Genomic DNA, 20297 nt, shown 5'->3' on the forward strand with positions numbered 1-20297 from the left:
ACGACTCACGACGAGACCCCATGGCCACTCCCAGCGCTAGCTCTTATAACGCCGACGCCATCGAAGTCCTCTCGGGCCTCGACCCGGTGCGCAAACGCCCCGGCATGTACACCGACACCAGTCGGCCGAACCACCTTGCCCAGGAAGTCATCGACAACAGCGTCGACGAAGCCTTGGCCGGGCACGCCAAGTCGGTGCACGTCATTCTCCACGCTGACCACTCCCTGGAAGTGTCCGACGATGGTCGTGGCATGCCAGTGGACATTCACCCTGAAGAAGGCGTGTCGGGCGTCGAGCTGATCCTCACCAAGCTGCACGCTGGCGGCAAGTTCTCCAACAAGAACTACCAGTTCTCCGGTGGCCTGCACGGTGTGGGTATTTCGGTGGTCAACGCCCTGTCGAACCACGTCCGGGTCAAGGTCAAGCGCGACGGCAACGAGTACGAGATGACCTTCGCCGATGGCTACAAAGCAACCGACCTGCAGGTGATCGGCACCGTTGGCAAGCGCAACACTGGCACCAGCGTGTACTTCGCGCCGGACCCGAAATACTTTGATTCGCCGAAATTTTCCATCAGCCGCCTCAAGCACGTACTTAAAGCCAAGGCTGTTCTTTGCCCAGGCCTGCTGGTGACCTTTGAAGACAAGGGCACCGGCGAGAAGGTCGAGTGGCACTACGAAGACGGCCTGCGCTCCTACCTGGAAGATTCCGTCAGCGATTTTGAGCGCCTGCCTAACGAGCCGTTCTGCGGCAGCCTGGCCGGTAATAAAGAAGCCGTCGACTGGGCGCTGCTGTGGCTGCCGGAAGGTGGCGACAGCGTGCAGGAAAGCTACGTCAACCTGATCCCGACGGCCCAGGGCGGTACCCACGTCAACGGTTTGCGCCAGGGCCTGCTGGATGCCATGCGTGAATTCTGCGAGTACCGCAGCCTGCTGCCACGCGGCGTGAAGCTGGCGCCGGAAGACGTGTGGGAGCGCATTGCGTTCGTACTGTCGATGAAGATGCAGGAGCCGCAATTCTCCGGCCAGACCAAAGAGCGCCTGTCGTCCCGTGAAGCGGCAGCGTTTGTCTCCGGTGTGGTCAAGGATGCGTTCAGCCTGTGGCTCAACGAGCACCCTGAGCTGGGCCTGGCGCTGGCGGAACTGGCGATCAACAACGCCGGCCGTCGTCTCAAGGCCAGTAAAAAGGTCGAGCGCAAGCGCATCACGGCGGGCCCGGCACTGCCGGGCAAGCTGGCCGATTGCGCGGGGCAGGACCCGATGCGCTCCGAGCTGTTCCTGGTGGAAGGTGACTCCGCCGGTGGTTCCGCCAAGCAAGCGCGGGACAAGGAGTTCCAGGCGATCCTGCCGTTGCGCGGCAAGATCCTCAACACCTGGGAAGTCGATGGCAGCGAAGTCCTGGCCAGCCAGGAAGTGCATAACATCGCCGTGGCCATCGGTGTCGACCCGGGCGCGGCCGATATCAGCCAGCTGCGCTACGGCAAGATCTGCATCCTCGCCGACGCCGACTCCGACGGCTTGCACATTGCCACGTTGCTGTGTGCACTGTTCGTCCAGCACTTCCGCCCATTGGTGGATGCCGGCCACGTCTACGTCGCCATGCCGCCGCTGTACCGTATCGACTTGGGCAAGGAAATTTACTACGCCCTGGACGAAGCCGAGCGCGATGGCATCCTCGACCGCCTAGTGGCCGAGAAGAAGCGCGGCAAGCCGCAGGTCACGCGATTCAAAGGCCTGGGTGAAATGAACCCACCGCAACTGCGCGAAACCACCATGGACCCGAACACTCGGCGCCTGGTGCAGTTGACCCTGGAAGACTACGCCGCCACGTCGGAAATGATGGACATGCTGCTGGCGAAGAAGCGCGCGCCGGACCGCAAGTCCTGGCTAGAATCCAAAGGCAACCTGGCCGAGGTGCTGGGCTGATGCGCACAGGTTTCGCCCTGGCGATCCTGATGTTGAGCGGGTTGGCGGCCACCGAGGTGGTCGCCGCGCCCGTTGCAGAGCTCAAGCTTCTCTCCGAACACCCCGTGGACGGCATGCGTGGCGGTAACCTGTCGGGCCTGGCCGTATGCGGTCACGAGCTGTGGACGGTTTCCGACCGCGATGACGACCAGATCTATCGCCTGGATATCAGCGCACCGACCTGGCAAGCCGAGGTTGTGAAGATCGACGTGCCGCCGGTGCCGGAATCCGGGCTGCCGTGGGGGTTGCGTTCGCGCACCAAGGCCGCCTCGTTCATTCGTGGCGGCGACCTGGATTTTGAAGGCATTGCCTGCGATGCCGTGGGTAATCGTTACATTGTCAGTGAGGCCCATGCGGCGGTGCTGCAAGTGCCAGTGACGGGCGCGCCTGAGTGGTTGAAGATCGCGCCGGGCATGGTGCGTGAAGCGCGGGCCAGCGGCATGTTGTTGCACTTTAATGCGTTATTCGAGGGGCTGGCGATCAATCCCGAGGGCAATCAGATTTGGCTGGCAGCCGAGCGTGAAAGACGCGGCCTGATTTCGATCAAGCGTCCTCAAAGCTTATGGGACTGTGACGGCCCCTGCGTATTGTTGAGCGAGGCCGGCCAGGAGGTACAACCGGCGCAGTTCCCTAACGCCAAGGCGGTGTCCAAGGATTTCGCCGACCTGGCGCTGTTCAACGGCAAGCTGTTCACACTGGAGCGCAATGCGTTCCAGATTTGCCGGCGCGATGCGGTCACGGCCAAGGTCGAGCTGTGCTGGTCGTTTGCCGACGAGACCCTGACGCCCGAGCGGCGTTATCCCCAGCCTTACGGCCTGGCTGAAGCCCTGGTGGTGGACGCGGAAGGTGCCTGGCTGGGCATCGACAACAATTTCGGCCCGCGTGCCGATGGTGAAAAGCGCCCCGTGGTCTATCGTTTCGCCGCCCCTGCCGGTGGTTGGAGCGCCCAGCCATGAACCGCTGTTTTTTTGAATTGACCCGGCGCAGCGGCAATTCCGCTGCGCCTTACCCGACAATGATGAGGCCCGCATGAGTGACATCCTCGCAGACAGCTTAGACGGCGTAGAACGCCGGTCGCTGGCTGACTTCACCGAAAATGCCTACCTCAACTACTCCATGTACGTGATCATGGACCGTGCCTTGCCGCATATCGGCGACGGCCTGAAGCCCGTCCAACGGCGCATCATCTACGCCATGAGTGAGTTGGGCCTGGATGCCGATTCCAAGCACAAGAAGTCGGCGCGTACCGTCGGTGACGTGCTCGGTAAGTTCCACCCCCACGGCGATTCGGCGTGCTACGAAGCCATGGTGCTGATGGCCCAGCCGTTCAGCTACCGCTACACGCTGGTGGACGGCCAGGGTAACTGGGGTGCGCCGGATGATCCCAAGTCCTTCGCCGCCATGCGATATACCGAAGCGCGCCTGTCGCGATATTCGGAAGTGTTGCTCAGTGAGCTGGGCCAGGGCACTGCGGACTGGGGGCCGAACTTTGACGGTACCCTCGACGAACCCCTGGTGTTGCCGGCACGTTTGCCGAATATCCTGCTCAATGGCACCACCGGTATTGCGGTCGGCATGGCGACCGACGTGCCGCCGCACAACCTGCGCGAAGTCGCCACGGCCTGCGTGCGTTTGCTCGACGAGCCGAAAGCCACGGTCGAGCAGCTCTGCGAGCATATCCAGGGCCCGGACTACCCGACCGAAGCGGAAATCATCACGCCGCGTGCCGACCTGCTGAAGATGTACGAAACCGGCAAAGGCTCGGTACGCATGCGCGCTGTGTACCACATTGAAGACGGCGACATTATTGTCACCGCGCTGCCGCACCAGGTGTCGGGCGCCAAGGTGCTGGAGCAGATCGCCGCGTTGATGCAGGCGAAACCGTCGAAACTGCCGCAGGTTGCCGACCTGCGTGACGAGTCTGACCACGAAAACCCATGCCGCATCGTGATCATCCCGACCAACAGCCGGGTCGACCACGAAGTGCTGATGCAGCACCTGTTCGCCAGCACGGACCTGGAGTCGAGCTATCGGGTCAACGTCAACATCATTGGCCTGGATGGCAAGCCGCAGCTGAAAAACCTGCGCAATCTGCTGGTGGAGTGGCTGGAATTCCGCGTCAACACTGTGCGCCGCCGCTTGCAATTCCGCCTGGATAAGGTCGAGCGCCGCTTGCACCTGTTGGACGGCTTGCTGATCGCCTACCTCAACCTGGATGAAGTGATCCACATCATCCGCACCGCCGAGCACCCGAAAGCCGAGTTGATCGCGCGTTTCGAGCTGAGCGAGATCCAGGCTGACTACATCCTCGACACCCGCTTGCGCCAGTTGGCGCGACTGGAAGAAATGAAGCTGCGCGACGAACAAGACGCGCTGCTCAAGGAACAAGCCAAGCTGCAAGCGCTGCTGGGCAGTGAAGCCAAGCTGAAGAAGCTGGTGCGCAGCGAGCTGATCAAAGACGCCGAAACCTATGGCGACGACCGTCGCTCGCCTATCGTGCAACGCGCCGAAGCGAAGGCTCTGACAGAGACCGAGCTGCTGCCGAACGAGAAAATTACCGTCGTTCTGTCGGAAAAGGGTTGGGTTCGCTCTGCCAAAGGGCATGATATTGATGCCACTGGCCTGTCGTACAAGGCGGGCGACGGGTTCAAGACCGCTGCCGCCGGGCGTTCCAACCAGTTTGCGGTGTTTATCGATTCTACCGGGCGCAGTTATTCGGTGCCGGCCCACACCTTGCCATCCGCTCGGGGGCAGGGCGAGCCGTTGACCGGGCGCCTTACACCGCCGCCCGGAGCGAATTTCGAGTGCGTGCTGCTGCCGGACGACGATGCGCTGTACGTGATTGCGTCAGACGCGGGTTACGGTTTTGTGGTCAAGGGTGAAGACCTGCAGGCCAAGAACAAGGCAGGCAAGGCGCTGCTGAGCCTGCCGAACAACGCCAAGGTGATCCTGCCGCGGCCGGTGGACGACCGCGAGAGCAACTGGCTGGCGTCGGTGACCACCGAAGGGCGTCTGCTGGTGTTCAAGATCAGCGACCTGCCGCAGCTGGGTAAAGGCAAGGGCAACAAGATTATTGGTATCCCCGGCGAGCGGGTTGCCAGCCGCGAAGAGTACGTGACCGACATTGCTGTCATACCAGAAGGCTCCACGCTGGTGCTGCAAGCCGGTAAACGCACCCTGTCGCTGCGCCCTGACGACCTTGAACATTACAAGGGCGAGCGCGGTCGTCGTGGTAACAAATTGCCACGTGGCTTCCAGCGAGTGGATGCTTTATTGGTGGAAACGCCTGTTTAAGGCGGTTTAGAGCCCTCGATCTACGATTTAAAGCGTAGATCGACGCTTTGGCGCTGGAGTCATGGCGCATATTCACGGATGATATGGCCTTTCCAGCGCCGGCGTGGCCGAGCGTGTTTAGGTTATTTTTAGTATTACATTGTGGTTCGCCTTGTGGCAGCCACCTGGATGGGATGATGACTGCTCCACGCCTTCCTTTTATTTTCGTGCTCGCTGGCCTTTTGGGGTTGGCGGGTTGCAGCACACATCAGCCTGTGTCGCTGTACCAGCTGGACAGCGGAAGTCCGGCTCAGCCAGCACAAAGCGCTGGCCTGGCCGTTTTGTTGGGCCCGGTGGTCGTAGCCGACTACCTGCAACGCGAAACCCTGCTGCAACGTCAAAACGACGGCAGCCTGCAAGGTTCCACCGATGGTCGCTGGGCGGGCAGTTTGTCCTCCGACATCAACCAATTGATGCTGCGCCAAGTGGCCGGGCATCTGGATAGCCAGCGTGTTGTACTCGCGCCTGCGCCCACTGGTTTTAGCCCGGATGTGCAAGTGTTGCTGACCATTACCCGGCTTGACTCTGGTACATCGCAACCGGCGATCCTCGATGCGCAATGGCGCTTGATCGACCGTCGTGGCCAGGTGCGCGATAATCGCATCGTGCATCTGCAGGAAGAACACACCGGCACCACTGCGTCTCAGGTCCAGGCCCAGGGCGTGCTGTTGCAGCATCTGGCGCAGCAATTGTCGGTGGCGCTCAAGCCGTTGGCCAATCAGCCGCCGATCGCCGAGGCACCCCGCAAGCAGAACGCCCCGACACAGGCCAAGCCGGCAGAGCCGCAGAAGCCGAAGATGCCGATGGCGGTGCCGATTCGTACAGATATGGAAGTGTTCAGGTTCTGATTTGAATCACGCACAAACAAAAAGGCCCGCTGACTCAGCGGGCCTTTTTGTTTGTGCGCGACTCAAAATGTGGGAGCGGGCTTGCTCGCGAATGCAGTGTGTCAGTCAGCGAATGCCTCAGCTGGAATACCGCCTTCGCGAGCAAGCCCGCTCCCACACAAGCCCGCTCCCACAGGGATTGTGTCGTGTTGCTTATGGCTTGCGGGTCTCGTGCATCCGCGCCAACTGCCGCTCCAGCATCGACGGATACGGCTCCATCAACCGTTCCACGCAGCTGGCGCCCTCTGGGCTGGCAATTGGGCGGATACGTGCGCGTTGGCGGATCAGCGTGTCTTCGCTGATCTTGCGCTCCACCAGCAGCAAATTGCGGCTGTGTTGCGACAAGGCCAAGGCGTCCTGGGCGATCTCCGTCAGTAACAGGTCGATCTGGCTCATGCCGAACAGGTCGTCGCCTACGGTCAGGCCCAGTTGCAATTGCAGGGTAATGCCGCTGTCAGCCACTTCGATTTGCAGGGCGTGGCCCAGGGCACGCAGCAGTTCACCGCAGCAGATAGCGTTGGTCAGGTAGTCCTCGCCGCTGTCTTCGCTGTGGAACAACATCAGCGTGCTGCCATCGTTCAGGGTGTGCAGTTCGCTCTGGTACAGCGAAGCGGCCTGGTCGAGGCAGTCACGGTAGCGTTCCAGCAATTCGGTCAGGCGCGCACGGGGCAGGCGACGCAATTGGTCCTGCGCACCCAGTTGCACAGCCAGTACGGCGCTGTACTGGGGTTCGGTGCTCTTGACCGGTGCCGGTTTTGGCGCGATGGCCGGGGCGCTTGCCGAGGTGTCGCGCAGGTCGGCAAACGGGTCTTCGTCGTCCAGCTCGTCTTCTTCGGCTATGAACGCGCGGCGTGTGGCAGGCTTCAAGCCCGCTACCGGAGCGTCTTGCTCTTCAAATTCGGGCTCGTCGTCGTAGTCCGTATCGTCGAACTCAGGCTCAGGTTCAACCTCACGCACTACCGGTTCCGGGGCAAAGCTGGCGTGCAGTTGGCGGGCCAGGTCGCCGATTTCATCCTGGCGGTCAGTGGCCGGGGTGTTTTCATCGATGTCCCGCAGCCAGATGCGCAGTTGCATCAGCGGTGTAGAGATGTGCCGGCCCAGGCGCAAGCTCAACGCCAGGGCCAAGGCCAGCAGGATCGCGCTGAGGATGCCCATGCTTTGCAGGCTGATGGTCATCGGCTGCTGGAATTGCTGCATGTCCAGGCTGATGCGCAGTTGGCCGGCCTTTACATCCTGAAACGTGATATTGCTCTGGTAGAGCCCTTCGGCTTCACCCAGCAGGCCGTTTTTCGGGCGCTGCCCGGCTTCGGCCATGATCCGGTTGTCCACGCTATAGATGGCCGCATGGGCCACCAGCGGGTTTTTGGTCAGGTTGTTGAGCAGCACGTTGAGGCTGAGGATGTCGTTGGACACCAGCAGCTCAGTCGCCGAGGTGGCGGTCTGGGTGGTCAGGCTCTCGCCCAGGGCGTCGGCTTGCTCGTGCATGGCCTGTTTGAACTGCAAACCCATCACGCAGGCGTAGATCACCAGGGCCAGGGCGACCAGGATCACGTTATGGCTGGCGATGCGTAATGCGATCGGTACACGGCGGTGGCGCAGTGCCCGGAAGATCAGCAGGAAGAAGTTATCGGTTTTTACTGGCGTGGGCCGGTTCACTTGCGCTCGGCTCTTGGTCCGTGAAGTTGACGCGCAGTATAGCGACAGCCCTAGGACCGGCAAAGCGCTGGCTGTGCCCGATGGTCACTGAAAGTGGGTAGAATGCGGTTTTTTTCCAGCCTGGGGGTGCGCCTTGCGCGAAATTGTCCTGATTAACATCACGGGGGAAGACCGCCCAGGTCTGACCGCAGCCATTACCGGTGTGCTGGCACAGGGTGGTGTGAACATTCTCGACATCGGCCAAGCGGTGATCCACGACACCTTGTCGTTCGGCATTCTGGTTGAGATCCCGAGCACTGAACAGGCGTCATCGGTGCTCAAGGACATCCTGTTTACGGCGTACAAGCTGGATCAACAGGTGCGTTTCACCCCGGTGTCCGAGGCCGATTACCAGCAGTGGGTGGCCGGCCAGGGCAAAAAACGCCACATCGTGACCCTGTTGACCCGCAAGGTCACCGCTGAGCAATTGCAGCGTGTCAGCTCGATCACCGCGCAGTATGGTTTGAATATCGACCATATCGACCGTTTGTCGGGTCGCATGCCGCTGGACACTCCCGCTGACAAGGGCAAGGGCTGCATCGAGTTCTCCGTGCGCGGTGAGCCAGCCGACCCTCAAGCTCTGCGCGCCGAGTTCCTCAGCGTGGCGCAGGAACTGAACGTGGATATCGCTTTCCAGGAAGACTCATTGTTCCGCCGCAACCGTCGCCTGGCGGTGTTCGACATGGATTCCACGCTGATCGAAGCCGAAGTTATCGACGAGTTGGCCAAGGCTGCTGGCGTCGGCGAGCAGGTGTCGGAAATTACCGAACGCGCCATGGCCGGTGAACTCGACTTCCGCGCCAGCTTCAAGGAGCGCTTGGCGCTGCTCAAAGGCCTGGACGTCAGCGTGCTGGACTCCATCGGTGCGTCCCTGCGCCTGACCGAAGGCGCAGAAACCCTGTTCGCTGAACTCAAGCGCCTGGGCTACAAGACCGCAATCCTGTCGGGTGGCTTCACTTACTTCGCCAAGCAATTGCAGGCCAAACTGGGCATCGACTATGTGTTCGCCAACGAGCTTGAAGTGGTGGATGGCAAGGTGACTGGCGTGGCCGTGGAGCCGATTGTCGATGCACAGCGCAAGGCAGATCTGCTGAAGGAGCTGGCTCACAAGGAAGGTTTGCGTCTGGAGCAGACCATTGCGGTCGGCGACGGGGCGAATGACTTGCCGATGCTGGCGATTGCCGGGTTGGGTGTGGCGTTTCGCGCCAAGCCGTTGGTGAAGCAGTCGGCGAAGCAGGCGATTTCGACCTTGGGGTTGGATGGGGTGTTGTATCTGCTGGGCTTCCGCGATCGCGACGGTCAGCTGTAACTGAATAAATGCGGTAAAAAATGTGGGAGCGGGCTTGCTCGCGAATGCGGGGTATCAGTCGACACATCATTGACTGAACCACCGCTTTCGCGAGCAAGCCCGCTCCCACATTTGGATTTGTGTCAGGCTTTAGGTAAAGCGATGCCTTGGCCCATCTGCACAGGCGTACCTGCCACCAGCTCTTGCGCCCACGTCACCTGATCCGGCCCAAACAGCACGATCGCCGTAGAACCCAACTTGAAGCGACCCAACTCCGCGCCTTTTTCCAGATAGATCGGCGCGCGCGCCGCTTCGTCATAACGGACGGTTTTCAGTTCACGCTTCGGCGGCGTCACCAAGCCGGCCCATACGGTTTCAATCGACGCCACGATCATCGCGCCCACCAATACCACGGCCATCGGGCCGCGTTCGGTGTCGAACAGGCATACAACACGCTCGTTACGCGCAAACAGTTCCGGCACGTTTTCGGCGGTGGTCTGGTTGACCGAGAAGATGCGGCCTGGCACGTAGACCATCTCGCGCAGGGTACCGGCCAGTGGCATGTGCACCCGGTGGTAGTCCTTCGGCGACAGGTAGATGGTGGCGAAATCGCCGCCCATGAACGGCGCCGCTACAGCGGCATCGCCGCCCAGCAATTCCAGCACGCTGAAGCTGTGGCCCTTGGCCTGGAACACGCGGCCATGTTCGATCGGGCCGAGCTGGCTGACCGCGCCATCGGCTGGGCTCAACACCGCGCCTGGTGTTTGATCCAGTGGGCGCGCGCCGTCTTTCAGCGCGCGGGTGAAGAAGGCATTGAAGTGCTCGTAGGCGGTCACGTCTTCAACCAGCGCCTGGGACATGTCCACTTGATAGCGCTTGGCGAACCAGGTGGTGAAGGCATTCTTGAACCAGCGCACGCGGCACTCGGCGATGCAGCCGGCCAGGCGCGACAGCAAGTGGTGTGGCAGCAAGTACTGGCTGAGGATAAACAACTGCTTTTTCATAACTGTCCTTAAACCTTAAATCTCGACGGGGGTGTCGGGGTGGTTGCCCCATTCGCCCCAGGAACCGGCATAACCTTTGACTCGCGGATAACCGAGCGCCTTGGCCACCAGGTAGGTGAAGCCAGAGCGGTGGTGAGTCTGGCAGTGGGTGATGATTTCTTTATCTTTGGTCAGCCCGAGGCCTTCGAGGATTTGCGGCATGTCGCGTCGGATACGCAGGCTGCGTGCCGGGTCCATGCCAGCGGTCCATTCGAAGTTCACGGCACCGGGGATGTGCCCGCCTTTGGCGGCGAGGACTTTCTCACCGGAATATTCCAGCGGGCCGCGTGCGTCCCAGATGCCCAGGTCGGCAGCACCCAGGCGGCTTTGCAGGTATTCACGGGTGGCGGTGGGGCCTTCGTGCAGCGTCAGGCTGACCGGACCGCCGACGGGGGCGGGTACGTCGGTGGAGACCGGGCGTTCCTCTTCCAGCCAGGCCAGCAGGCCACCATCCAGGTAGTGGTATTTCTGATGGCCGATCACGTCGAGCATCCAGATGAACCGCCCGGCCCAGCCGCCGCCTTCGTCGTCGTAGACCACGTAGGTCGCGTCCGGGGTGTGGCCCAGTTCGCCGAACAACGTCTCCAGGTCCGCCTTGTTGGGCAGCAGGCCGGGTGCCGGCGCCTGGCCCAATTGGGTGCGCTTGGGGTCAACGAAATGCGCGCCGGGGATATGCCCTTCGGCGTAGCGGGCGGCACTGGTGAGGTCCACCAGAATCAGGTGTTCGGCATCCAGTTGACCGAGCAGGTCGCTGGGTTCGATCACCAGCGGCAAGCCAGAGAAGTCAGGCATGTGAGGTCTCCTGGTCACAAATGTTGGCGATAAAAGAGGGCGATTGTAGCGCAAGCATCAGGCGCTGCGGTTGGTAAAGCAGTGCAGGGCTTTCTCGATGCATTGGGCGGTTTTGCCGAAGGCCTGCACGGTGGTTTCCGAGAACGGTCCGCCGCCCTGGTCGGCCACCATCAGCATCACCACCTTGCCATTGCAGCTCAAGGAGCGCAGCAGCAGGTGTTCACCGGTAAACAGGCGGCGCAGGATCGGTGGCAGCAAGGCCGAGAACTGGGCGTGGTTTTCAGGGTTGAGACGCACCTGGGCGGACTTTTCCAGCAGGCGCTGCAGCAGCGTGCTGTTAACCACGTCCAGGCTCAGGTTGGTGGCGTCCTTTGGTAGGCCGTCAACCTGATGCACGCGCAAAGTGCTTTGGGCGCGGTCGGTCATCAGCAGCATGACCCGTTGCATGCCGCTGGCCACCAGGGCCTCCTTGGCGCAGGTGGTCAGGTGCATCGCGTTGGCAAAGCGGCTCGGTTCTACCAGCAGTTCTGTGCACCGTTTACGCCACACGGCCAGCGACTCGGCGGTAGGCGGCGGTGCCGGCAGCAGGCCGCGATGAATCTTCTGCACGTGCCAGGGCCAGATCAGTGACAGCGCCGGGTGCCAGAGGTCGGGCATCAGCGTGGTGCGGGCGCTGGTCACGGCTTGTTGGTGGACGTGTTGCTGTATCTCGCTCAGGGGCTGCTGCAGGTAAAGTGCAGTGAGGAGCTGCCAGCGTTCGGTGTGCGGGCAGGTCCAGGACTCTTGCGCCGACATCGCCAGGCCGTTGGCCAGCAACACGGTATTGGCCGGCTGGTTCAGCCAGCGGCGCAGGTTGGGTTCGGCGTCGAGCAATTGCTGATGGCGCAGCGGGTCATCTTCGCGGGCGATATGCAGCGCCTTGACCAGCAAGCGCCGTTCGCTCAACAGCAGCTTGTAGCCCTGGGAGACCCAAATCGGCAGGTGCCAGGCTTCGGTCAGGCCGACGCACAGGTCGAGCAGGCGTATGCCGAACAATTCCTGCTCGACCTGGCGGGCTGATTGGCCTTTATGGATAACCCGCAGCTCCCATTCTTCCAGAAGCTTGGGGTAGGCGACCGCCATCGGCCACAGCGGCGACAGAAACAGCAGGCTGCCCCAGTGAATGTCCTGCCACAGTCGTGCCAGCCGGCTGCCGAACAGGCCATTGGCTTGCTGCGAAGCGTGCTGACTTATCAACAACAGTTGGCGCAGCGCCACGGGAATCTCGCTGGCGGGCACCGAAGGCAGGCGCGCCAACAGTTCCTCGGCGCGCTTGAGGCCCAGGCGGTTGAGCGCTACTTCGAGGTTTTCCGCCGGTTCCGCCAGGCTGCCATGGGTGTGGCTGTTGGCTTCGCGCATCACGCTGAGCACGAGGGCCGGGCTGTCTTGCATCAGCTCGGCAATATCTCGTAATGAGCTGCGGCTGTCGCGGATGCCTTTGCACACGCGGTCGTGGCTGGCCTGGGGAACAGGCAGCAGCACATCGTCCAGGCGCTTGATCCAAGCGGCGAGAGAAGTAGGTTTTGCAGTTGGGACTGTCGTTTCATTAGCCATGATTGGGGCGCGATCATCACTTGCGGTCAACACGCCCGGAGCGGGCCGAACTGGCTTTTCGCCTTAACGGGCTATAGTCTGGCGCAGTTTTGCCGATAAGAGGAACAAGAGTTTTCAGTTCCCCCCAATATGTCCATGAACCCGACGGCGCAAGTACTCATCTCCTATGGCTAAAATTATCGGCATCATCGTCGTCATCGCAAGTGTGCTCGGTGGCTACGTCCTGTCCCACGGTAAAATTGCTGCGCTGGTCCAGCCCTTCGAAGTGCTGATCATCGGTGGTGCGGCGTTCGGCGCATTCTTGCAGGCGAACCCTGGCTACATGACCATGCACGTGGTCAAGAAATCCCTGGGCATGTTTGGTTCGCGCTTCACCCACACCTTCTACCTGGAGGTACTGGGGCTGGTCTACGAGATCCTCAACAAGAGCCGCCGCGAAGGCATGATGGCCATCGAGGCCGACATCGAAGACGCCTCGGCCAGTCCGATTTTCGCCAAGTACCCGGCCGTGCTCAAAGATGAGCGCATGACCGCCTACATCTGTGACTACCTGCGCATCATGTCCTCCGGCAACATGGCCCCCCATGAGTTGGAAGGCCTGTTCGACATGGAATTGTTCAGCCTGAAAGAAGAGCTGGAGCACCCGTCCCACGCCGTGACCGGCATCGCCGACGGCATGCCGGGTTTTGGTATCGTCGCGGCGGTACTCGGTATTGTTGTGACCATGGCCTCCCTGGGCGAAGGCGACCAGGCAGCCATCGGTATGCACGTGGGTGCGGCGCTGGTAGGTACCTTCTTCGGTATCCTCGCGGCCTACGGTTTCTTCGGTCCGCTGGCCACCTCGCTGGCCCATGACGCCAAGGAAGAAATCAACCTGTACGAATCGATCAAAGCCAGCCTGGTAGCCTCCGCTTCCGGCATGCCGCCCTCGCTGGCGGTGGAGTTCGGTCGCAAGGTGCTGTACCCGAAACATCGCCCAAGCTTCGCCGAGCTGGAACAAGCGGTTCGCGGTCGCTAAGCCATGGAAAACAACCAGCCGATAATCATCAAGCGCGTCAAGCGCTTCGCTGCGGGGCACCATGGTGGCGCCTGGAAAATCGCCTTCGCCGACTTTGCGACGGCGATGATGGCGTTCTTCCTGGTGCTGTGGCTGATGTCTACCGCCACGCCGGAACAGAAGATTGCCATCGCCGGCTACTTCAAAGACCCCATTGGTTTCTCGGAAAGTGGCACGCCCTTCGTGATCGACCTGGGCGGTTCGCCGCAGTTGGCGCCTGAGCGCACCATTAATCCAGAGGTCAAGACCGAAGCGCCGCAGGAAAAAATCCCGATCGAGCGCGACACTGTCGAATCCATGGCTGAGCAGGTCGAGCAAGAACGCCTTGAGCTGTTGCTGCAAGAGTTGCAGACCAAGGTTGAGGAAAACCCGCAGCTGCTGAAATTCAAGGATCAGATTTCGTTCGAAATCACGCCTGAAGGTCTGCGCATCCAGATCACCGACGCGGCCAACCGGCCGATGTTCGACTCCGGCAGTGCGCGCTTGAAGCCGTACTTTGAAGACATCCTGCTGGCCATGGCTGACACCATCAAGGCAGTGCCGAACAAAATCAGCATCAGCGGCCACACCGACGCCAAACCGTACGCGGGCCAGGGCGACTTCGGCAACTGGGAACTCTCGGCCAATCGCGCCAACGCGGCACGCCGCGCGCTGGTGGCCGGCAGCTACCCGGACCCGCAAGTGGCGCGCGTGGTGGGTTTTGCCTCCTCGCAGCTGTTTGATCATCAAGACCCGTTCAACCCGTCCAACCGCCGTATCGATATCGTGGTGCTGACCAAAAAGGCCCAGCGTGCGATTGAAGGTGATCAGCCGCCGGCGCCGCAACCCACCCCAGGCGCAGGTGCGCCGGGTGAAGTACCGGTCGACCCGAACGCCATTCCGCCAGGGCAGGAGCCGTTGCCGGCGCATGAGCTGCGTCAGAAGCTTAATTTGTTTGATGATGGTGGGGTGAAAGATCCTACGGTGCCTCGTGCGGGGTCATAGGAAATTAGCGGCACATCTCCAATGAAAACGCCCCGACTCATCGGGGCGTTTTCATTTCTGGTTAGAGCGGGAGATAGGCTTTGACGCCGCTGATCACTCCTCGCATATCGTCAGTGCACAAGCGTGGTACGAATTACTCTCGCCCTTTGGACCGAGTTTTTCTATGGAGCTTGTCGAGGCGCTCGAAGCTGACGGTGTAAATCATGTCGCACTTCACCCACAGCTCCTTGTAGCCGTCGGATTGAAGCGGATTGGTGCGTAGCAAATGGTGCCAGTCGTGCTGTATCTCGGGAGCGGTAGAGGAGGTCGGCACCACGGTACAGAGTTTGCGATTGTGCGTAGCTGTAGGGGATATCACTACGACTTTGCGGATTTTGAGCATTTCGGGAGCGACAAAGCCTCGCGTGAAGTCGCAGAGGAGCACATCGCCTTGTTTGGGGTGATAGTAGAGAGCCAATCGTTAATGCCCCACAAAAAGCAAAGCCGCCCGAAGGCGGCTTCATTCGACGCGCAGTGGAGCTTGCTTCGCCCCTTCTGCGCCGCTGGATCAACCCCGAAAAGGATCCAGACTCCTGCCAGCTTGCGCTGGTGACGGAGCAATTATGAGCATCAGGATTTTCGGATTCAAGCTGGCTTGCGTCGATGAGCTACCCAGTTGAGCCGAATTCTTGATGCCGGCGCCCGTTAAATCAATGGACTAGGGCGCTTCGTAGTGCCATTTATCTGTATCAAAAAAGGGCAACTTAGTAACTGCTCTCCGGCAAACTCGCAATAATAGACCGATAGCTGTTCATCCGCTGCTGCTGCACGCGGCCATCTTCCAGCGCCTTGAGCAATGCACAGCCAGGCTCGCGGTCGTGTTTGCAGTCGCGGAAGCGGCAGGTGCCGATTAGGTCGTTGAATTCGATGAAGCCCGCTTCCACATCGCTGCGGCTGACGTGGCCGAGGCCGAATTCACGGATGCCTGGGGAGTCGATCAGCTCACCGCCGCCGGGGAAGTGGAACAACCGCGCGGTGGTGGTGGTGTGGGTGCCCTGGCCGGACAGTTCCGACAGCGGGCCCACACGGGTGTCGACTTCCGGCAGCAGGCTGTTGACCAGCGAGGATTTACCCACGCCCGACTGACCAACGAACACGCTGATGTGCCCGTCCAACTGCTGCTGCAGCTGTTCCATGCCGTTACCGTGATGCGCCGAGACTTCCAGTACCGGGTAACCCAGCGTGCGGTAGACCGCCAGCAGCGCATTCAGCGCCGGGGCATTCTGCTCGTCGATCAGGTCGAATTTGTTCAGCAGCAACAATGGGCGAATGCCGGCATGTTCGGCTGCTACCAGATAGCGGTCGATCAGGTTGGCATGCGGCTCAGGCAACGGCGCGAATACGATCACGATCATGTCGACGTTGGCCGCTACCGGCTTGAGTTGACCACGGCTGTCGGGGCGGCGCAGTTCGGTGTTGCGCGGCAACTGGGCGACGATTACGCCGATGCCCTGGTTGCCGGCACGCCAGACCACTTTGTCGCCGGTGACCAGCGCCGGCAGGTTGGCGCGCAGGTGGCAACGGGAGACCGAGCCGGCGAGTTCGCCTTCCAGCGCCTCGACTTCGACCTGCACACCGAAGTGCGCGATCACCAGGCCCGTCTGTTCGGGCCCCAGGTCGCCGCCCTCGAGCGCTTCTACGGCGGAGGATTCACGTTTGGCGGCGCGCGCGGCGCGTTCACCTTGAATCTTTTCGATGCGCCAGTTTTGGCGACGATTGAGCTGGCGTTTGGCCATTGGTGTTCCGTGTCGATAATGCAAAGGTTTAGGTGAAACGGTCGCGAGTCTAGCACGGCGCTGCCTGCTAAACTGCGCAGCTACGCCAAGGTGCCAAGAGAATCAAGCCATGCAAAACCCACAGAACCTGATTTGGATCGATCTGGAAATGACCGGTCTGAACCCCGACACCGACGTCATCATCGAGATGGCCACGATTGTCACCGACAGCAACCTCAACACCTTGGCTGAAGGTCCGGTGATCGCCATCCACCACAGCGATGCCGTATTGGCCACCATGGACGAGTGGAACACCCGCACCCACGGTAACTCCGGCCTGACCCAGCGCGTGCGCGACAGCCGCATCAGCATGGCCGAAGCCGAAGCCGAAACCATCGCCTTCCTGGAAAAATGGGTGCCCAAGGGCAAGTCGCCGATCTGCGGTAACAGCATTTGCCAGGATCGTCGCTTCCTCTATACGCACATGAAGGGGCTGGAGAGTTACTTCCACTACCGCAACCTGGATGTGTCGACGCTTAAAGAGCTGGCTGCGCGCTGGGCGCCGGAAGTCAAAGACAGCTTCCATAAAGGCAGCACCCACTTGGCGCTGGATGATATTCGCGAGTCGATTGCAGAGTTGCAGCATTACCGTAAGCATTTCATCAAGGCCTGACCTGGCCCTGTAGTGAGCGGGCTTGTCCCGCGCTGGGCTGCGAAGCAGCCCTAATTTAGCCAACACGCATCTACAAACGGATATCATCGCCGGCTTTTGGGGGCTGCTACGCACCCCAGCGCGGGGCAAGCCCGCTCACTACAAAATCGCAAGGATCGCCATCATGCTGCTGATGCTCTACCTCATCGCCATCACCGCCGAAGCCATGACCGGGGCGCTGTCGGCCGGACGGCGTGGCATGGATTGGTTCGGCGTGGTGCTGATCGCTTGTGTGACGGCGTTGGGTGGCGGTTCGGTGCGTGACGTGCTGCTCGGGCATTACCCGCTGACCTGGGTCAAGCACCCGGAATACTTGGTGCTGACCTCCATCGCAGCACTGGTGACGATCTTTATTGCGCCGCTGATGCGCCGCCTGCGCTCGCTGTTCCTGGCGCTGGACGCCGTGGGCCTGGTGGCTTTCACGCTGATCGGCTGTATGACCGCCCTGGAAATGGGCCATGGCATGCTGGTCGCCTCGGTCAGCGGCGTGATCACCGGTGTGTTCGGCGGCATCCTGCGGGACATCTTCTGCAACGACATTCCGTTGATCTTCCGCCGCGAGTTGTATGCCAGCGTGTCGTTCCTCGCCGCCTGGTTTTACCTGCTGTGCCTTTATCTGGAACTGCCCAGTGAACAGGCAATACTCCTGACCCTGTTCAGCGGCTTTCTATTGCGCCTGCTGGCGATCCGTTTCCATTGGGAAATGCCCAAGTTCGTCTACAACGACGACGTGCACTAGCGGGTGGCGTGCTGGTTCAGCGCCCATTCCACATGTTCGCGCACCAGCTCCGACGGGTAGTCCCGCCGCGCCTTCAGGGCTTCCAGTACCGGAATGCTCGACGGCGCGTTGCCCAGGCCCACCGCGAGGTTGCGCAGCCAGCGCTCATACCCGGCGCGACGTAGCGGCGAGCCTTCGGTGCTGCTGAGGAATTTATCCTCGTCCCACATAAACAGCTCGGCCAGTTCTGCGTTATCCAGGTTGTGGCGTGGCTTGAAATCGCTTTCTGCGGTGGCGCGGGCGAAACGATTCCATGGGCAAACGATCTGACAGTCATCGCAGCCGAACACTCGGTTGCCTATCAATGGGCGCAAGTCTTCAGGAATGGCGCTTTTGAGCTCGATGGTCAGGTAGGAAATACAACGCCGCGCATCCAGCACGTAGGGGTCGACAAAGGCGTTGGTGGGGCAGATGTCCAGGCACGCGGTGCAGCGCCCGCAGTGTTCGGTGCTGTGAGGGGCGTCAACCGGTAGCGGCAGGTCGACAAACAGCTCACTCAGGAAGAAGTAGCTGCCGGCCTTGCGATTGAGCACGAGGGTGTTTTTGCCGATCCAGCCCAGCCCAGCTTGCTCGGCGATGGCTTTTTCCAGCACCGGCGCGCTGTCGACAAAGGCACGGAAACCGAAGGGGCCGATCTGCGCCTGGATGCGGTCAGCCAATTGCTGCACGCGCTTGCGGATCAGTTTGTGGTAGTCGCGGCCCAGGGCGTAGCGCGAGATGTAGGCTTTTTCCGGCTGGGCCAGCAGTTGAGCCATCTGCGTGTCGCCTGGCAGGTAATCCATGCGCAGCGAGACGACGCGCAATGTGCCCGGCACCAACTCGTCGGGGTGGGAGCGTTTGCTGCCGTGGGCGCCCATGTATTCCATCTCGCCGTGGTAGCCCGCGTCGAGCCAGCGTTGCAGGTGCTGCTCATGCTCGGCCAGGTCCAGGCCGCTGATGCCGACTTGTTGAAAGCCCAGCTCGCGGCCCCAGTCTTTGATCGATTGGGCGAGGGCGGGCAGATCGGAGGTAATGGCAGGCATGAGACACGGGAAACCACAGGTTAGATAGGTATAATTCTGCCAGACATCGGAGCTTGAAGACGCATGCCGCAGACAAAACACGCAATAACCGACGTACAGACCCTGTTGCCCGGCCATTTGCCGCAACTGGCTGCGCGTTCCCCGGATGCCCATAAAGGCCAGTTCGGCCACCTGCTGGTCATTGGCGGTGACCGCGGCTTTGGCGGTGCTGCGCTGTTGAGCGCCGAAAGTGCCTTGCGCAGTGGCGCCGGCATGGTGTCCCTGGCAACGCGCCTGGAGCACGTGCCTGCTGCGTTGGCGCGTTTGCCGGAAGTCATGACCGTGGGGGTCAGCTCGGCGAATCAATTGATGGGCCTGCTGGAAAAGATCTCGGTCATCGTGATCGGGCCAGGGCTCGGTGACGCCTCCTGGGGCAAAAGCCTGCTTTCTGTTGCCGCCAACGCTAAACAGCCGCAGGTCTGGGACGCCGACGCCTTGAATCAACTCGCGAACGGCAGCGTGGCCCTGCCGGCCAACTGCGTGATCACCCCGCATCCAGGGGAGGCCGCGCGCTTGTTGGGCATTTCGACAGCCGAGGTTCAGGCCGATCGCCTTAAGGTGGCGCGCGCGTTGAGCCAGACATTCAGCGCGGTGACTATCCTCAAGGGTGCTGGCAGTTTGATCGCCAGCCCGGACGGACGTGTTTCGCGATGTGACCAGGGCCACCCGGCGATGGCAACGGCAGGGCTCGGTGATGTATTGGCCGGCCTGGTGGGCGCGCTGCTGGCCCAGGGCATGCACGCCTATGAAGCAAGCTGCCTGGCCGTGTGGTTGCACGCCACGGCGGGGGATCGTCAGGGTACTTTTGGACGAGGGTTGGCTGCGAGCGATCTAATACCCGCCATTCGTCAATTGTTGGAGGAACAGTCGCCGTGCCTGAAGTAATTCTTTTCCTGGCCGATGAAGACGCCATGGTTGCCTTCGGTCAGCGCATCGCCCAGGTCACGGCCGGGGCCGGGCTGATCTTCCTCGAAGGTGATTTGGGGGCGGGCAAGACCACGTTGTCGCGGGGGATCATTCGCGGTTTGGGCCATGCGGGGGCGGTGAAGAGCCCGACGTTCACCCTGGTCGAACCCTATGAGATCGGTACGGTACGCGCCTTCCACTTCGACCTCTATCGCCTGGTTGACCCCGAAGAGCTGGAGTACATGGGCGTCCGTGATTACTTCGATGAAGATGCGTTGTGCCTGATCGAGTGGCCAGATAAAGGCACAGGCTTTTTGCCAAAGCCGGACCTGACCATTACCATTACGCCGCATGAGCACGGACGTCAGTTGAAGTTGTTGCCCCAGAGCGCGCGCGGCCAGTCTTGGTGTGCGGCTTTGGCATTGGAATTCAAATAATTGGTGGGGTTAG

At 61.2% G+C, this 20297-nt stretch carries 18 protein-coding genes; 11 read left to right on the plus strand and 7 right to left on the minus strand.

The window, feature by feature from the left end; all coding sequences use genetic code 11:
* Window positions 1–20 precede the first annotated feature (20 nt).
* The 4 genes from parE to HU722_RS03425 all read left to right on the plus strand — a co-directional run bounded on the left by parE (window position 21) and on the right by HU722_RS03425 (window position 6145).
* Window positions 21–1925: a DNA topoisomerase IV subunit B gene (gene parE, locus HU722_RS03410; protein WP_049710318.1), complete on the plus strand. Its 1905-nt coding sequence runs from the start codon at window positions 21–23 to the stop codon at window positions 1923–1925.
* Complete coding sequence (locus tag HU722_RS03415) at window positions 1925–2920, plus strand: esterase-like activity of phytase family protein (protein ID WP_065874373.1); 996 nt, start codon at window positions 1925–1927, stop codon at window positions 2918–2920. The genes parE and HU722_RS03415 overlap by 1 nt, the downstream gene beginning before the upstream one ends.
* 73 nt (window positions 2921–2993) lie before the next feature.
* A complete protein-coding gene (gene parC, locus HU722_RS03420) occupies window positions 2994–5258 on the plus strand; it encodes a DNA topoisomerase IV subunit A (protein ID WP_065879901.1) in 2265 nt (754 codons plus the stop codon).
* 176 nt (window positions 5259–5434) lie between these two features.
* Complete coding sequence (locus HU722_RS03425; protein ID WP_065874371.1) at window positions 5435–6145, plus strand: PqiC family protein; 711 nt, start codon at window positions 5435–5437, stop codon at window positions 6143–6145.
* Window positions 6146–6337: 192 nt separating this feature from the next.
* On the opposite strand, the gene HU722_RS03430 is transcribed toward HU722_RS03425, so the two are convergent.
* Window positions 6338–7840 (minus strand): AhpA/YtjB family protein, encoded by a 1503-nt coding sequence (locus HU722_RS03430; RefSeq protein WP_186753337.1) that lies wholly within the window; start codon window positions 7838–7840, stop codon window positions 6338–6340.
* Window positions 7841–7973: 133 nt separating this feature from the next.
* Between HU722_RS03430 and serB the strand changes: the two genes are divergently transcribed.
* On the plus strand, window positions 7974–9188 hold the full coding sequence (gene serB / locus HU722_RS03435) for a phosphoserine phosphatase SerB (protein ID WP_027604912.1): 1215 nt from the start codon (window positions 7974–7976) through the stop codon (window positions 9186–9188).
* A 122-nt stretch (window positions 9189–9310) separates the two neighbouring features.
* On the opposite strand, the gene asd is transcribed toward serB, so the two are convergent.
* From asd to HU722_RS03450, 3 genes are read right to left on the minus strand one after another with little or no spacing between them, the layout of a single operon-like run.
* Complete coding sequence (gene asd / locus HU722_RS03440) at window positions 9311–10171, minus strand: archaetidylserine decarboxylase (protein ID WP_065889104.1); 861 nt, start codon at window positions 10169–10171, stop codon at window positions 9311–9313.
* A gap of 15 nt (window positions 10172–10186) precedes the next feature.
* Window positions 10187–11002: a rhodanese-like domain-containing protein gene (locus HU722_RS03445; protein WP_065879902.1), complete on the minus strand. Its 816-nt coding sequence runs from the start codon at window positions 11000–11002 to the stop codon at window positions 10187–10189.
* 57 nt (window positions 11003–11059) lie between these two features.
* Window positions 11060–12595, minus strand: a complete 1536-nt coding sequence (locus tag HU722_RS03450; RefSeq protein ID WP_065874381.1) for an HDOD domain-containing protein — start codon at window positions 12593–12595, stop codon at window positions 11060–11062.
* A gap of 166 nt (window positions 12596–12761) precedes the next feature.
* Between HU722_RS03450 and motA the strand changes: the two genes are divergently transcribed.
* Window positions 12762–13613, plus strand: a complete 852-nt coding sequence (motA, locus tag HU722_RS03455; protein WP_049710310.1) for a flagellar motor stator protein MotA — start codon at window positions 12762–12764, stop codon at window positions 13611–13613.
* A gap of 3 nt (window positions 13614–13616) precedes the next feature.
* Window positions 13617–14636, plus strand: a complete 1020-nt coding sequence (motB, locus tag HU722_RS03460; RefSeq protein WP_065874368.1) for a flagellar motor protein MotB — start codon at window positions 13617–13619, stop codon at window positions 14634–14636.
* Window positions 14637–14769: 133 nt separating this feature from the next.
* On the opposite strand, the gene HU722_RS03465 is transcribed toward motB, so the two are convergent.
* Together HU722_RS03465 and rsgA are read right to left on the minus strand one after the other, a co-directional pair.
* Window positions 14770–15060, minus strand: a complete 291-nt coding sequence (locus HU722_RS03465) for a type II toxin-antitoxin system PemK/MazF family toxin (RefSeq protein WP_225930691.1) — start codon at window positions 15058–15060, stop codon at window positions 14770–14772.
* Between the two features lie 319 nt (window positions 15061–15379).
* Entirely contained in the window at window positions 15380–16411 is a 1032-nt protein-coding gene (gene rsgA, locus HU722_RS03470; protein WP_049710308.1) for a small ribosomal subunit biogenesis GTPase RsgA, read from the minus strand.
* A gap of 109 nt (window positions 16412–16520) precedes the next feature.
* Here rsgA and orn point away from each other — a divergent pair, with 109 nt between their 5' ends.
* Together orn and HU722_RS03480 are read left to right on the plus strand one after the other, a co-directional pair.
* Window positions 16521–17063, plus strand: a complete 543-nt coding sequence (gene orn, locus HU722_RS03475; RefSeq protein WP_003171343.1) for an oligoribonuclease — start codon at window positions 16521–16523, stop codon at window positions 17061–17063.
* Window positions 17064–17223: 160 nt separating this feature from the next.
* The gene (locus HU722_RS03480) at window positions 17224–17841 is read left to right on the plus strand and encodes a trimeric intracellular cation channel family protein (protein WP_175403002.1); all 618 of its coding nucleotides are present in this window, start codon (window positions 17224–17226) and stop codon (window positions 17839–17841) included.
* Here HU722_RS03480 and queG read toward each other — a convergent pair.
* Entirely contained in the window at window positions 17838–18902 is a 1065-nt protein-coding gene (gene queG, locus HU722_RS03485; RefSeq protein WP_065889102.1) for a tRNA epoxyqueuosine(34) reductase QueG, read from the minus strand. The genes HU722_RS03480 and queG overlap by 4 nt on opposite strands.
* 63 nt (window positions 18903–18965) lie before the next feature.
* Here queG and HU722_RS03490 point away from each other — a divergent pair, with 63 nt between their 5' ends.
* Both HU722_RS03490 and tsaE read left to right on the plus strand, forming a co-directional pair.
* On the plus strand, window positions 18966–19826 hold the full coding sequence (locus HU722_RS03490; RefSeq protein ID WP_065889100.1) for an NAD(P)H-hydrate dehydratase: 861 nt from the start codon (window positions 18966–18968) through the stop codon (window positions 19824–19826).
* Window positions 19814–20284 (plus strand): tRNA (adenosine(37)-N6)-threonylcarbamoyltransferase complex ATPase subunit type 1 TsaE, encoded by a 471-nt coding sequence (gene tsaE, locus HU722_RS03495; RefSeq protein WP_065889099.1) that lies wholly within the window; start codon window positions 19814–19816, stop codon window positions 20282–20284. Before HU722_RS03490 ends, tsaE begins: the two co-directional genes overlap by 13 nt.
* Window positions 20285–20297: the final 13 nt, after the last annotated feature.

This window comes from Pseudomonas tritici, from assembly GCF_014268275.3.
Taxonomy (GTDB): Bacteria; Pseudomonadota; Gammaproteobacteria; order Pseudomonadales; family Pseudomonadaceae; genus Aquipseudomonas; species Aquipseudomonas tritici.